Source organism: Perlucidibaca piscinae DSM 21586 (assembly GCF_000420045.1).
GTDB classification, from domain to species: Bacteria; Pseudomonadota; Gammaproteobacteria; order Pseudomonadales; family Moraxellaceae; genus Perlucidibaca; species Perlucidibaca piscinae.
The window spans coordinates 1-11,838 of record NZ_ATUE01000010.1 but is presented as its reverse complement, the minus strand read 5'-3'; the positions used below and the strand labels follow the sequence as shown (position 1 = coordinate 11,838).

The following is an 11,838-nucleotide window of genomic DNA, read 5'->3' as shown; positions in this document are numbered from 1 at the left end:
GCCAAACGCCGATTAAAGCACGGCCCCCGCGACACCGGCAGCGTGAAATGTTTGTGGCTCCGCCATGAACACGGCAAAGTAGCCGGATACCCCCCTGCGACCTGCCCCACGGAGACCCTGCCCCATGCCCGATGCCCCGGAGAACCGCTGGCGCTGGAAAGGCGGCCGCCCCCGGCTGACCAGTCTGGCCACCGTCATGAGCGAGGAGGAGCGCGTCAGCCTGGGTGAGCTCAAGACCCTGCTGCTGGCCATGGAGGAAGCCCAGCGCAAGCTCTGGGCCAATCGTCGCCATGCCGTGCTGCTGATACTGCAAGGCCTCGATGCCAGCGGCAAGGACAGCCTGATCCGCGAACTCTCCGAGGGTCTGGACCCGGCCGGTTTCCATGCCTGGTCATTCGGCAAGCCGTCACCGGAAGAGGCCGCGCACGACTTTCTCTGGCGCATCGTGCGCCGGCTGCCCGCCAAGGGTGAGGTTGCCTTCTTCAATCGCAGCCACTACGAGGCCCTGCTCGCCGAGCGCTTCCTGCCCGATGCCCCCAAGAGCACCGCATTCTGGAGCGCGCGTGCGCGCCTGATCCGGGAATGGGAGCAGCACCTGAGCGACAGCGGCACGCGCATCATCAAGGTCTGGCTGCACACCAGCGAGGAAGAACAGCGCAGCCGCCTGCTCAAGCGCCTGGACGAACCGCGCAAGCGCTGGAAGTTCGACCCCTCCGACATCGCCACCTTCAAGCAGCGCAGCAGCTACCTCAAGGCCATGGAGGAAGCCATACGCGACACGCACTGCGTCGAGGCGCCCTGGCACCTGATTCCCAACGACGACAAGGGCCTGGCCCGGCGCGCCGTCGCCCAGCTGCTGGTCAGCGCGCTGGAGCAGCTGGCGCCGGCCTATCCGGCCTTCGACGAGAAGGTCACCGAGGAATACCGCAGGCTGCTTCGGAAGGGCTGAGACCGCTCACCCCCGCGCCGCCCGGTACGCCCTCGGCGACTTCCCGGTCCAGCGCCGGAAGGCGCGGCCGAAGTTGGACGGATCCTCGTAGCCCAGCTCGGACGCGATCTGCTCCACGCTGAGCGCGCTGTGCAGCAGCAACTCCACCGCCCGGCCCCGGCGCAGCTGCTCGATCAGCATCTGGTAGCTGGTACCGAGCTCGGCGAGCCGGCGACGCAGCGTGCGCTCGCTCAACCCGAGATCGGCCGCGATGCGCTCCAGCGAGGCGTCTCCGGCCAGATGCTGCCGAGCCAGACGACGCACCTCGGCAAGCAGGCCGCCGCTGTCATGCAGGCGCTTGAGCTCCTCCTCGCATTGCGCAGTAGCCATCTGCAGCAGCTGCGGATCAGGATGGCTGACCGGCAGCTGCAGACCGATACGCGGAAAACGGAACTGGTTGAAGGCAGCCTCGAACAGCAGCGTTGCACGCGCCAGCTCGGGCCAGTTGTCATGATGCGGCTGGCGTGACTGGGTGAGTCGCACCACGCCCTGGAAGTCGCGACCGGTCAGCTGCGCGCCACCCATCGCCATCAGGGTGATCAGAGCATCGAGCAGGACCGGGCCGAGCGGCCCCAGCGGCACCCGTTCGTCGAGCTGCACCACCGCCATGTCGTCCTCGCGGAACAGGCGTATCTCGAACAGGCTGGTACGGGTGCGGAAATAGCGTATGCACAGGTCCAGCGCCTCGCCGATGCTGCGGCTGGAGAGGATGGCATAGCCCAGGAAGCCGTGGCTGCGTATGTCGAGCTGGCGCCCCAGAGCCAGACCGATGCCGGGATCGCGATCCAGACACAGCAGGTTGCCAAACAGGCGCAGACAGACCGGCAACGGCACCTGGCAACCGGGCTGCTCCAGTCCACCCTCGTCAAGGCCGGTGCCGGCCAGCACCGCGTCCACCGGCAGGCCGCGCTGACGGGCATGACGGCAGGCCATGGCCAGGTAATGTCCGGACAGGGTCTCCTCGCCACCGCGCCGCGCCGTAGTCATGCCTGCTCCTTGCCCTGACCACCCCAGAAGTGGCCGTCAATGACCGATTTTCGGCAGACATTACCCTTCAGACAAGGCGACTGGCAAGTCACAGTCAGCTCATGGGCATCTTCCCTGCCCTTGCACCCGGTCGCGCTCGCACGCGCACCCCATGAACAGACTGAGGACCCGGCCATGACCAGCAAGACTCCCCTGCGCATCCGCGTACGCCGCATGGACTACGACATGAGCGGCTTGCGCCGCTACTGGTACAAGGACAACGCCTGGATCACCCACTTCCTGAATGCGCTGTCGACCACCTTCCCGGATGGCGAGCGCTTCTTCATCCACTCCGTGCGCCATTTCGAATCGCAGATCCAGGACCCGCTGCTGCGTGAGCAGATCCGCGCCTTCATCGGCCAGGAAGCCAATCACGGCAAGGAGCATGAGGCCTTCAACCAGGCCCTGATCGACCAGCACGGGCTGCCGCTGGAGAACAAGCTGAAGTTCATGAAGGGCGCCCTGGCCTGGGCAAAGAAGAAGTGGTCACCGCGCGAACAGCTGGCGATGACCGCCGGCTTCGAGCATTTCACCGCCATCCTCGCCAATCTGCTGCTGGAGCGCGAGGAGGTGATCGCGGACATCGCCGGGGTGTACTCGGACATGTTCCTCTGGCACGCGGTCGAGGAGACCGAGCACAAGGCCGTGGCCTTCGACGTCTACCAAGCGGTGGATGGCGACTACTGGCTGCGCGTACGCTCGATGGCGCTGGCCACCTTCTTCTTCCTGCTGGTGACACTGCGCATGCAACACAGCCTGCTCAAGCACGATGGCAAGCTCGGCGACTGGCGCGCCGCGCTGGGCTTCGCGAAATTCATGCTGGTCAAGCCGGGCTTCCTGACCCGCATCATTCCGCAGTACCTGGACTACTACCGTCCGGACTTCCACCCCTGGCAGCATGACAACCGGCACCTGATCGCCGGCCATGTGCGAACGCTGGCATCGCACGAACTGCGCCCGGCGGAAGCGGCAGCCGCGACCGCTGCCGGCGCCGCCGCCGCAGCCTGAGCAGGCTGGGCAGGCAGCACAGCCGCATGCTGCCTGCCGGAGACTGACGCGTCAGACGCCGCTGGCGCCAGCCGCCTCGGCCGCCAGCAAGGCCTGCTTGCGAGCCACGCCCCAGCGATAACCGGACAGGCTGCCGTCAGCACGCACTACGCGGTGGCATGGCACCAGCACCGCCACCGCATTGGCGGCACAGGCTCCGGCAACTGCCCGCGCCGCCGACGGCCTGCCCAGGCGCGTGGCCAATTCGGCATAGCTGCACGTGCTGCCAGCCGGAATCTCGCGCAAGGCGCGCCAGACGGCCAGCTGAAAGGGTGTGCCCTGCAGATCCAGCGGCCAGGGCTGACCCGCCTGCGGATCGGCTGCCCCGTTCAGCGCCGCCTGCACACGCGGCAGCAACGAAACAAGCAGACGCTCGCCAGCCTCGGTGTGCTGACCCGATGACGCGCTTCCGGGCTCGCCCGCCACCTTGCGTGCGGTCGGCCAGCGCTGCAAAAGACCACGTTCCAGCGGTTCGGCGCTGTCATCCAGCGAGAGCGCACAGATGCCATCCGGCGTGCAGGCCAGCAGCGCCATGGCGTCGGGCAGTTGCAGCAGCGTGTAGAAAGGAATGCGCTTGGTGACTGACATGGACAGACCCGGGCAAATGCGTCATGGTCAGATGACGATAACACGACCTGGACAGGAGTCATGCCATGTCCGCTGGCAGCCAGCCCCCCGCCGCCCCTGATGACCAACAGCACGCCACATCAGGCTCGCTGACAGAACGCAGTGTCGGTCCGCTGGGCGTGCTGGCGAGCGTGTTCCGGGCCTGGTTCGGCGTTCAGAACGAGGCCAACCGGGTGCGCGACTTCACCCACGGCAATCCGCGCAGCTTCATCATTGCCGGCATCGTGTTCGTCATCGTCATGGTGGTGGTCGTGATGATGGCGGTGAATGCCGCCATCTCCGCGAGCAGCTGACGCAGGGCTCAGCGCGCGGCATCCTCCGCTGCCACGGGCATGGTCAGAGAAGAAGCTTCGCCCTCGTCCGCCCGCATCAGGCTGATGGCATCCGCTGCCTTCAGCACCGCCTGATGCAGGGCGCTGAGGTGATTGAGCAGATCCTCCATGGCAAGGACATCGACCTCGCCACGTGCAGCCTGCATCATCAATGCCAGACGCCTGGCAGCATAGAGCACATCGAACTCGCGCACCTCTTCCGGCAACGGTGGCCGCTCGTCCTGACCTGGCTGACTGCGCTGAAGCAGACGTCTTGCCGTCTCCAGCAGGGCAGACTCGCCGGCCTGCCCCGGCTGGAAATCGGACATCGTGGCCAGCAGACCGGTCATGCCGTCATAACGTCGCTTGATCTGCAGCAGCCGGGCCAGGCTGTCGGCATCCGCAGCACTCTGCGACTGGCGGCTGGTACGTATCAGGAAGGATGCGATCTGCTGGCTCAATGCCAGGCACGCGGCGCTGCCGCGACTGCTGCCAGAGGCAGGCAGATGCTCGGCATCCAGCGTGTCCAGCCAGGCCCTGACGACATGACGGCCAAGCCGGTGAATTTCCAGTTCGGCGGCAGGAATGGCCAGGCTGGTGACGGTTGCGATGTTGTCATCGATGAAGCGGGGACGTGCCAGATCATCATCGTGGCTGTGGAAGCGTGCCAGCAGCCAGTTCGCCAGACGGTCCGATATCGGCCACATCAGCATGACCCCGAGCAGATTGAACGCGGTGTGGAACAGGGCCAGCGTCGTCGCCATGCCCGGCGCGTCCAGCAGCAGATGCTGCATCTGCAACAGCACCGTCAACAGCCAGGGCAGCATCAGCAGGGCAGCCAGCGCCGTCACCAGATTGAATGCCAGGTGAGCCATGGCGGCACGCTTGCCATTGCTGGTGGCATTGATGGCCGCCAGCAATGCCGTCACCGTGGTGCCGACGTTCAAGCCGATGATCATGGCCGCCGCTCCCTCGATCGTGAGCATGCCACCACTGGCAGCGGTCAGGGTAATGGCCAGTGCCGCGCTCGAGGACTGCATCAGAATGGTCATCAGGATGCCGATAAGCACCTGCATGAGTACCGCTGAAAGCCCCACGCCCGTCGGCAGCTGCAGCGTTTGCGCCTGCCCGGCAAAGGCCTCCTGGAGAAAGGACAGCCCGAGAAAGAGCAAGCCGAAACCCGCGATGGCATGGCCCAGACCGGCGCGCCGGGTCTGACTTCCGGTCAGGTAGAGCAGCACCCCGGCACCGATCATGGGCAACGCGAAGGTCTCGATCCTGAACTTGAAGCCGACAAGAGCCACGATCCAGCCGGTCATGGTGGTGCCGACATTGGTGCCGAAAATCACCCAGAGCGCCTGGCGAAAACTGAGTACGCCGGCATTGATCAGGCCGATGATGGCCACGGTGACGGCGCTGGAGGATTGCACCAGGGTGGTGATGAGGAATCCGCTGCACAGGGCCTTGAGCCGGGTACGCGTGGCATGCTCGAGCAGCTTGCCGAGCAGCTGTCCGGCAGAGAGCTTGAGACCATCCGTCATCAGGGTCATCCCGAGCAGAAAAAGCCCGAGACCACCGAGGAACGTGAACGCGCTCTCCATGTCCGACTCCGCATGCCAATCACGCTCAGGCTAGCATGCGCGGCATTGCCGGGTCAGACCATGGCAGTCACTCAGTCACGACGCTCCGACGGATCACTGTCGACGCGCGAGCTGAGCACCTCACCCTCGATGGTGCTGCCCTGGCCGGCATCTGCCGGGCGACCGGAACCGGCCTGCAGGCGCTTGCGCAGGAACAGGGCCGACAGCAGGCCGGCGGCACCCACGCCGACCAGGGTCATCAGTGACAGCGCCAGACTCGGCAGGAACACCAGCAACACCAGCCACCAGGACCAGTCCCAGACCTGCCAGGCCCCGTAGGCACCTAGGAAGGTGCCAAGCAGCGGCATGAACAGCGCCACCAGCAACGACGACAGGAAGGTGGCGAACTGTCCCCAGCCCAGCACGGTATTGAAGAACGCCATCATGCCGGCGATCTGGATGGCCATCACCACGATGCGCAGGATGAGCAGCAACAGGGCCGGCATGGACAGCCTCCTATTATGTAGGGCGTGAGACGCGCTTATTTCTCGACGAAGGCACGTTCAATGACGTAGTCGCCCGGGGCATGGCTGGTGCCCTCGACAAAACCGCGCTTCTCGAGAATCTCGACCAGATCCTTGAGCATGCTCGGGCTGCCGCAGATCATCACGCGGTCGGTTTCCGGGTTCAGCGGCGGCAGGCCGATGTCCTCGAAGAGCTGGCCGGACTCGATCAGGTCGGTCAGACGGCCCTGACGCTCGAAGTCCTCGCGGGTCACGGTCGGGTAGTAGATCAGCTTCTCGCGCACCAGCTCGCCGAAGTTCTCGTCTTCCGGCATTTCCTCGGTGATGTGCTCGAAGTAGCCAAGCTCGCTCTTCCAGCGCACACCATGGGTGAGGATGATCTTGTCGAAGGCCTCGTAGAACTCGGGGTCGCGGATCACGCTCATGAACGGTGCCAGACCGGTGCCGGTCGACAGCAGATACAGGTTCTTGCCCGGCTTGAGGTTGTCGATGATCAGGGAGCCGGTGGGCTTGCGCGACACCAGCAGGGTGTCACCGGGCTGCAGATGCTGCAGGCGAGAGGTCAGCGGGCCATCCTGCACCTTGATGCTGTAGAACTCGAGGTGATCCTCGTAGTGGGCACTGACCACCGAGTAGGCGCGCATGAGCGGCTTGCCATTCACCACCAGGCCGATCATGACGAACTGGCCGGTCTTGAAACGCAGGCTCTGGTCACGGGTGGTGGTGAAGCTGAACAGAGTGTCATTCCAGTGATGGACAGTGAGCACTTTCTCTTCATTGAACGCCGACATGGTCTTCCTCGACTCCTGGAAATGGCATCAGCCGCAGGCTGGGGCGCGCATTTTACGGTATTTGCGCAGTTCTGTCGGCATCAGGTCTTATGGCGAGTTTTCATAAGCATATAACCGATTTCACCAGAGGCCGTCAGGCTGAGGCAGAGACGGCCGGTCAGCGCCAGCTTCCAGCGCGGCACATGAGACCAGCCCTGCGCGTCGGCCTGTGCCGGCGTCGCGGTGACGGCACTGCGCGCAAAGGTGGAAAAGCCGTCGAGCACCTCGGCGTCAAGCGCGGCAACCGGCTCCAGCAGCAGCCCGTGCCGGTCTGCCCTCGCCTGCCAGTCGGCCAGCGTGCACAGGCTGGCGGACGGGATGCCGGCAGCGCGCAGCAGCAGACGCAGACGCCAGCCCGGCTCACTGCGCAGCACCAGCGTGCTCCAGGCGGCACGGCCGTCAGGCGCCAGCACATGCGCCACGGTACGCAGGAAGGCATCGGCGCTGCTCGCGTGATAGGCGGCATCGATGCAGACGACAGCATCATGAGCGGCCGGCAGCAGACCGGGAACCGGCGGCCACTGGTCGTGTCGACCGGAGAGCAGCGTCACGCCGGCAGCGCCGTCGGTCACCAGGCCGTGACCAGCCAAGCCCTCGCGGGCTGACCGCAGCGCTTCGGCATCGGCATCCAGCCCGGTCAGCTCACGCACGCCCAGCTGCCACCACAGGGCCAGGCTGGCCCCGCGACCACAGGCCAGATCGAGCACGCGATGCGAGGGCTGCAGACTCACCGCCTCGGCGTGACGCCGTGCCAGACGCGCGCAGGCGGCACGAAAATCGTCACCCTCCGCCCAGTCGCCGAGGTTGGTCCAGGCCAGCGACGGGCTGCGGCGGTCGCTCATGCCGACAGCGACAGCGGCGGCTCCGGCTGCAGGCCGAGGCGCTGCACCACGGCAATCGCGGAACGCACTGCCGACTCCAGCAGCGGCACGCCCGGATAGGCCCAGGAGCCGCAGAAGAACAGTTGCCGGCCAGGCTCGCCATGCAGGTCTGACAGACCCTGCAGCGCCGATGCCGTGCCGCCGTGCACCACCGCCCGCGCCAGCGGCACCCGCACGATGACTTTCTGCGGATCCGGCGCGAACAGCGGATTCCAGGTCTGGAACACGGGAGGATCGTCATTGCCCAGGCTGTTCTCGACCGGATTCACCCAGACCGTGAACATGGCTTCGGAAAGATCCGGACGCATCTGGTAATGCAGGGCGCTCCAGTCACGGCGGTCGGCAGGCATGAAGCGGGTGTCACGATGCACCACCAGCTCGCCATGATCGAAGCGGATGGCACTCAGGCACTGGTGCTCGCGCGGCCAGTCGGCGGCATCGAGAAAGCCGATCTGGTTGGCCTGGGTGGCGACGATGACGGTGTCGACCCGGGCCACATCGCCACGCGCATTGCGTACCTGCATGCCACCGGCCACAGCCTTGACCTCGGTCAACGGGCTGCCGCTGACAAACTCCAGGTCTCGTGCCAGCCCGTCGACCAGTGCCGGAGTGCCACCCTTCAGGCGGCGCAGCGTGTCCCCCTGGACAATGGTCGCCAGCAGATCGAGCAGGTCGCCGGCCGGCCAGGCCATCAGATGCTCTTCGCTGCAGGTGCAGATGGTGGTCAGGATGGGCAGCACCAGGCCGCGCCAGAACAGCGCATCCTGCGGATAGCGCTGCTGGAACTCTGCCAGCGTGATGTGCCCGAGGCCATCGCGGCGCATGGCCTCGCGGGCCTTGCCGAGCGTGCGGAAGCCCGTGAGCAGGCGCCAGCTGCTGCGATTCAGGTAGCGCCAGGAGCCGACCACGGGCCAGTTCAGCAGCGGCACGCGGCTGCTGCGAAACCAGGTGTCGCCGGGCAGCCAGCTGCAGGTGGTGTAGGTATTGACCGGATAGGTCTGCACGCCGACACGCTCGGCAAGCGCGATGACATGACGCCAGGCCAGCGGACTCATGACGCGCAGCGGCACGTCCACCAGCCCGCCCTGCAGGGAAATGCTGTGCGCATCCATGCCGCGCCGGGCCTGGGCCTCGAACACGGTGACGCGGCATCCGGCATCTCGACACAGGCGCGCAGCGGCCAGACCGGCCATGCCACTGCCGATCACGGCAACATGGGTACTCATTTCACGGGGTGCTCACACTGGGAGAAGGGCTTCAGCCGAACCAGTCCTGCAGCTTGCGCGCGGCCTGGTCCTTGACGTCCTGGTTGATGTAGACCGCCAACGTGGCGACAGCGGCCGCGAGCACGCCGAGATCATCGGTATAGCCCGCCAGCGGAACCACGTCGGGAATCATGTCCACCGGCAGGATGAAGTAGGCCAGCGCGCCATAGATCATGGTGCGTGCCCATGCCGGCGTCTCCGGGCGCTGGGCGGCGTAGTGCAGCCACAGGGCCTTCTCGACCACTTCGCGGCCGGCACGCTTGGCGGCGCGCGTGATCTTCTGCCAGAGACTGTCTTCAGTCACCGGCTCGACAGACTCAGCCTGTGCGGCAACGCCGACGGCCGGCAGCCCGGTCAACGGCGTCGTGTCACTGGCAGGATGCTGCGGGTTCCCGGAATGGTCGTGCATGTCGGATCTCCTTGGCAGGGCTCAGAGATGGCGATCGAAGCGGTCTCGCCACTGACGCTTGATCACGGCATAGGTGGCGCGATCCTTGGCGGCAAGCGCCGTGGCCATGGCAATCGCGGTCGGCAGCAGCTCTTCGGCTGACAGCGCCTGGTCGATGACACCTGCCGCCTGTGCCTCCTGACCACCCCAGGCCACCCCGGTGGCTGCCATCTGCCAGGCCGCCGCCGGACTCGGCAGCAGCTTGACCACATCCGACATGATCGGCGTGAACGGCAGCTTGATGTCGACCTCGGGGAAGCAGAAACGGCCTCGATCGGCACGCATCAGGCGCACATCGGCGGTGGCAGCGACCAGCGCGCCCAGCCCGTAGGCATGACCGTTCATGGCCACCACCACCGGCATCGGGAAGCGCGCAAGACGCAGCAGAAACGCGTCCAGCCTGGGCACGAAGGTCTGCATCAGGTAGTCCTGGCCGAACTCGCCGACCACCCCTTCCAGATCAATGCCGGTGCTGAAGAACTTGGCATCGGCACTGGTGATGACCAGGGCGGCATTGCCCTCGCCCGCCTCCACCGTGTCCAGGGCCTGCAACCAGGCCGCCAGAGAGGTGTCATTGAAACGGCTCTCGCCACCGGTCAGGGTCAGTACCCAGACCGCGCCTTCCCGCACCAGATTCAACACCGACATGCGCATACTCCTGAAACGTCTGCAGGCATGTTCTCACAGCACAGGGCTTTTTTGTTACAGTCGCTGACCATGAAGCTCAATGCCCGACACCTTGTCCTGGATCTGCTGCTGGCCGCCCAGGGACAGCCCCTGACCGCCCGCGAGGCCATCGCCGCCTGCCGCATCTTCGAGATCAGCGAGAACTCCGTGCGCGTGGCGCTGGTGCGCCTGTCTGCGGACGGGCTCATTCTCGCTGCCGGCCGGGGCAGCTACCAGCTCGCGCCAGCCGCCATGGAACTGGCCGGCGACGTCGCCACCTGGCGCTCCGCGGAACAGCGCCTGCGGGCCTGGAGCGGCAATTACCTGGTCATCCACACCGGACACCTCGGTCGCAGCGACCGCACTGCCCTGCGTTACCGCGAGCGTGCCCTGAGCATGCTGGGTTTCCGCGAGCTGGAACGTGACCTCTATGTGCGCCCTGACAACCTGGTCGCCGACCTCGACGCCATACGCCATCGCCTGACCGTGCTGGGCATGGCCGATGCCGCCCCGCTGTTCGTCGGCAGCCAGTGGAGCCGCGAAGACCAGACGCGTCTGAACACTCTCTGGGATGGCCGGAAGCTGAACCAGCAGTATCGCCAGCTGCATGAACAGCTCACGACCTGGATGGCCAATGCCGACAGCCTGGAACCGGAAGTCGCCGCGCGCGAATGCTTCCTGATGGGCAGCAAGGCCATACGCGCGGTGGTCTATGACCCGCTGCTGCCGGAGCCGCTGGTCGACGCGCAGGCGCGCCAGACCTTCCTCGACACGGTGCGCGCCTACGACCAGCTCGGCCACCGCATCTGGGCGCAGATCTACCGCAACGGCTGAGCACGCTCAGCGTCAATATCCGACAAATGGTTGTTTGCTGGCAATTCTCTGCGTAATGTCAGAGTCAACCCCTACTCGCGAGATACGCCCATGACCGACATGACCCTGTCCCCGGCACTCTGTGCCCTGCTCTGTTTCACTGCGCTGACACTGGCCCTCGCGCTGGCCTACGTCAGCTACCGGGTAGCCCTGGTACTCAGCTTCAAAGCGCCCGCCAATGCCTGGACCCGCGAAGCCGCCACCCATGCCGACCCGGCATGGGTCACCCGCTGTCATCACGCGCACCTGAACTGTGTCGAGAATCTGCCGCTGTTCGCGGTGGTGGTGCTGGTAGCGGCTGCCACCGGCCAGCTCGCCGTCGTCGATCCGCTCGCCATGGTATTTCTGGGGCTGCGCCTGGCCCAGAGTGGCGTGCACGTGATCAGCATCGCGCCGGCCTTCGTGTTCCTGCGCGCCAACCTGTGGCTGGCACAGACAGGTATCCTGGCATACTGGCTGCTGGCACTCTGCAACATGCTCTGAGCCGACGACCGTGTCCAGTCCTGAAATAGGTTGACACCTGTTTCTCTCAAAACGCCCGGTGCATTGCATCGGGCGTTTTGTATTTCAGCGCCAGATGCGGACGCTCCTGGTTGTAGATGGTCACCGACTCCATGACCATTTTCCTTGCCTCCAGCAGGTCATGTGGACGCTGCAACAGCAGCTCGCACTTCAAGATGCCGTTGACCCGCTCCGCCAGGGCATTTTGGTAACAGTCATAGCCGTCTGTCATCGAACAGCGTATGCCATGACGCTCATGCAGCTGCTGATA

Annotated in this window: 15 protein-coding genes; 5 read left to right on the top strand and 10 right to left on the bottom strand. The window is 65.5% G+C overall.

Going from position 1 to position 11,838, the window contains the following annotated elements; genetic code table 11:
- Window positions 1–124: 124 nt before the first annotated feature.
- Window positions 125–949, top strand: a complete 825-nt coding sequence (locus tag F595_RS0111305; protein ID WP_022956986.1) for a PPK2 family polyphosphate kinase — start codon at window positions 125–127, stop codon at window positions 947–949.
- 6 nt (window positions 950–955) lie between these two features.
- Here the strand turns inward: F595_RS0111305 and F595_RS13920 are convergent, their stop codons facing one another.
- Window positions 956–1,975 carry an AraC family transcriptional regulator gene (locus tag F595_RS13920; RefSeq protein WP_022956985.1) on the bottom strand — a complete coding sequence of 340 codons (1,020 nt, stop codon included), beginning with the start codon at window positions 1,973–1,975 and terminating at the stop codon, window positions 956–958.
- 174 nt (window positions 1,976–2,149) lie between these two features.
- On the opposite strand from F595_RS13920, the gene F595_RS0111295 reads away from it, so the two are divergent.
- Window positions 2,150–3,022, top strand: a complete 873-nt coding sequence (locus F595_RS0111295) for a metal-dependent hydrolase (protein WP_022956984.1) — start codon at window positions 2,150–2,152, stop codon at window positions 3,020–3,022.
- A gap of 51 nt (window positions 3,023–3,073) precedes the next feature.
- Here F595_RS0111295 and F595_RS13915 read toward each other — a convergent pair whose 3' ends face one another.
- On the bottom strand, window positions 3,074–3,649 hold the full coding sequence (locus tag F595_RS13915; protein ID WP_022956983.1) for a methylated-DNA--[protein]-cysteine S-methyltransferase: 576 nt from the start codon (window positions 3,647–3,649) through the stop codon (window positions 3,074–3,076).
- Between the two features lie 65 nt (window positions 3,650–3,714).
- Between F595_RS13915 and F595_RS0111285 the strand changes: the two genes are divergently transcribed.
- A complete protein-coding gene (locus F595_RS0111285; RefSeq protein WP_022956982.1) occupies window positions 3,715–3,981 on the top strand; it encodes a DUF2970 domain-containing protein in 267 nt (88 codons plus the stop codon).
- Window positions 3,982–3,989: 8 nt separating this feature from the next.
- On the opposite strand, the gene F595_RS14305 is transcribed toward F595_RS0111285, so the two are convergent.
- The 7 genes from F595_RS14305 to F595_RS13905 all read right to left on the bottom strand — a co-directional run bounded on the left by F595_RS14305 (window position 3,990) and on the right by F595_RS13905 (window position 10,175).
- Window positions 3,990–5,600 carry a Na/Pi cotransporter family protein gene (locus F595_RS14305; protein WP_022956981.1) on the bottom strand — a complete coding sequence of 537 codons (1,611 nt, stop codon included), beginning with the start codon at window positions 5,598–5,600 and terminating at the stop codon, window positions 3,990–3,992.
- A 71-nt stretch (window positions 5,601–5,671) separates the two neighbouring features.
- Window positions 5,672–6,085, bottom strand: coding sequence for a hypothetical protein (locus tag F595_RS0111275; protein ID WP_022956980.1), 414 nt, complete (start codon window positions 6,083–6,085; stop codon window positions 5,672–5,674).
- A 35-nt stretch (window positions 6,086–6,120) separates the two neighbouring features.
- Window positions 6,121–6,894, bottom strand: a complete 774-nt coding sequence (locus tag F595_RS0111270; protein ID WP_022956979.1) for a ferredoxin--NADP reductase — start codon at window positions 6,892–6,894, stop codon at window positions 6,121–6,123.
- Window positions 6,895–6,974: 80 nt separating this feature from the next.
- The gene (locus F595_RS0111265; protein WP_022956978.1) at window positions 6,975–7,775 is read right to left on the bottom strand and encodes a class I SAM-dependent methyltransferase; all 801 of its coding nucleotides are present in this window, start codon (window positions 7,773–7,775) and stop codon (window positions 6,975–6,977) included.
- Window positions 7,772–9,040, bottom strand: coding sequence for an FAD-dependent oxidoreductase (locus F595_RS0111260; RefSeq protein ID WP_022956977.1), 1,269 nt, complete (start codon window positions 9,038–9,040; stop codon window positions 7,772–7,774). The genes F595_RS0111265 and F595_RS0111260 overlap by 4 nt, the downstream gene beginning before the upstream one ends.
- Window positions 9,041–9,071: 31 nt before the next feature.
- The gene (locus F595_RS0111255) at window positions 9,072–9,488 is read right to left on the bottom strand and encodes a YkvA family protein (protein ID WP_084683044.1); all 417 of its coding nucleotides are present in this window, start codon (window positions 9,486–9,488) and stop codon (window positions 9,072–9,074) included.
- A gap of 21 nt (window positions 9,489–9,509) precedes the next feature.
- The gene (locus tag F595_RS13905) at window positions 9,510–10,175 is read right to left on the bottom strand and encodes an enoyl-CoA hydratase/isomerase family protein (protein WP_022956976.1); all 666 of its coding nucleotides are present in this window, start codon (window positions 10,173–10,175) and stop codon (window positions 9,510–9,512) included.
- A gap of 69 nt (window positions 10,176–10,244) precedes the next feature.
- Between F595_RS13905 and F595_RS13900 the strand changes: the two genes are divergently transcribed.
- Together F595_RS13900 and F595_RS0111240 are read left to right on the top strand one after the other, a co-directional pair.
- Window positions 10,245–11,027, top strand: a complete 783-nt coding sequence (locus F595_RS13900; protein ID WP_022956975.1) for a PaaX family transcriptional regulator C-terminal domain-containing protein — start codon at window positions 10,245–10,247, stop codon at window positions 11,025–11,027.
- A 90-nt stretch (window positions 11,028–11,117) separates the two neighbouring features.
- Window positions 11,118–11,549, top strand: coding sequence for an MAPEG family protein (locus F595_RS0111240; RefSeq protein WP_022956974.1), 432 nt, complete (start codon window positions 11,118–11,120; stop codon window positions 11,547–11,549).
- 46 nt (window positions 11,550–11,595) lie between these two features.
- Here F595_RS0111240 and F595_RS0111235 read toward each other — a convergent pair.
- On the bottom strand, window positions 11,596–11,838 hold a 243-nt coding region (locus F595_RS0111235), incomplete at its 5' end, for an integrase core domain-containing protein (RefSeq protein ID WP_022956973.1).

What these genes read in the sequence shown, in the direction of transcription:
- F595_RS0111305 (WP_022956986.1), top strand. Translation starts at nt 125, where the DNA reads ATGCCCGATGCCCCGGAGAACCGCTGGCGCTGGAAAGGCGGCCGCCCC.
- F595_RS0111255 (WP_084683044.1), bottom strand. Translation starts at nt 9,488, where the DNA reads ATGCACGACCATTCCGGGAACCCGCAGCATCCTGCCAGTGACACGACG.
- F595_RS13905 (WP_022956976.1), bottom strand. Translation starts at nt 10,175, where the DNA reads ATGTCGGTGTTGAATCTGGTGCGGGAAGGCGCGGTCTGGGTACTGACC.
- F595_RS14305 (WP_022956981.1), bottom strand. Translation starts at nt 5,600, where the DNA reads ATGGAGAGCGCGTTCACGTTCCTCGGTGGTCTCGGGCTTTTTCTGCTC.
- F595_RS0111260 (WP_022956977.1), bottom strand. Translation starts at nt 9,040, where the DNA reads ATGAGTACCCATGTTGCCGTGATCGGCAGTGGCATGGCCGGTCTGGCC.
- F595_RS0111285 (WP_022956982.1), top strand. Translation starts at nt 3,715, where the DNA reads ATGTCCGCTGGCAGCCAGCCCCCCGCCGCCCCTGATGACCAACAGCAC.
- F595_RS0111265 (WP_022956978.1), bottom strand. Translation starts at nt 7,775, where the DNA reads ATGAGCGACCGCCGCAGCCCGTCGCTGGCCTGGACCAACCTCGGCGAC.
- F595_RS13900 (WP_022956975.1), top strand. Translation starts at nt 10,245, where the DNA reads ATGAAGCTCAATGCCCGACACCTTGTCCTGGATCTGCTGCTGGCCGCC.
- F595_RS0111275 (WP_022956980.1), bottom strand. Translation starts at nt 6,085, where the DNA reads ATGCCGGCCCTGTTGCTGCTCATCCTGCGCATCGTGGTGATGGCCATC.
- F595_RS0111240 (WP_022956974.1), top strand. Translation starts at nt 11,118, where the DNA reads ATGACCGACATGACCCTGTCCCCGGCACTCTGTGCCCTGCTCTGTTTC.
- F595_RS13920 (WP_022956985.1), bottom strand. Translation starts at nt 1,975, where the DNA reads ATGACTACGGCGCGGCGCGGTGGCGAGGAGACCCTGTCCGGACATTAC.
- F595_RS13915 (WP_022956983.1), bottom strand. Translation starts at nt 3,649, where the DNA reads ATGTCAGTCACCAAGCGCATTCCTTTCTACACGCTGCTGCAACTGCCC.
- F595_RS0111295 (WP_022956984.1), top strand. Translation starts at nt 2,150, where the DNA reads ATGACCAGCAAGACTCCCCTGCGCATCCGCGTACGCCGCATGGACTAC.
- F595_RS0111270 (WP_022956979.1), bottom strand. Translation starts at nt 6,894, where the DNA reads ATGTCGGCGTTCAATGAAGAGAAAGTGCTCACTGTCCATCACTGGAAT.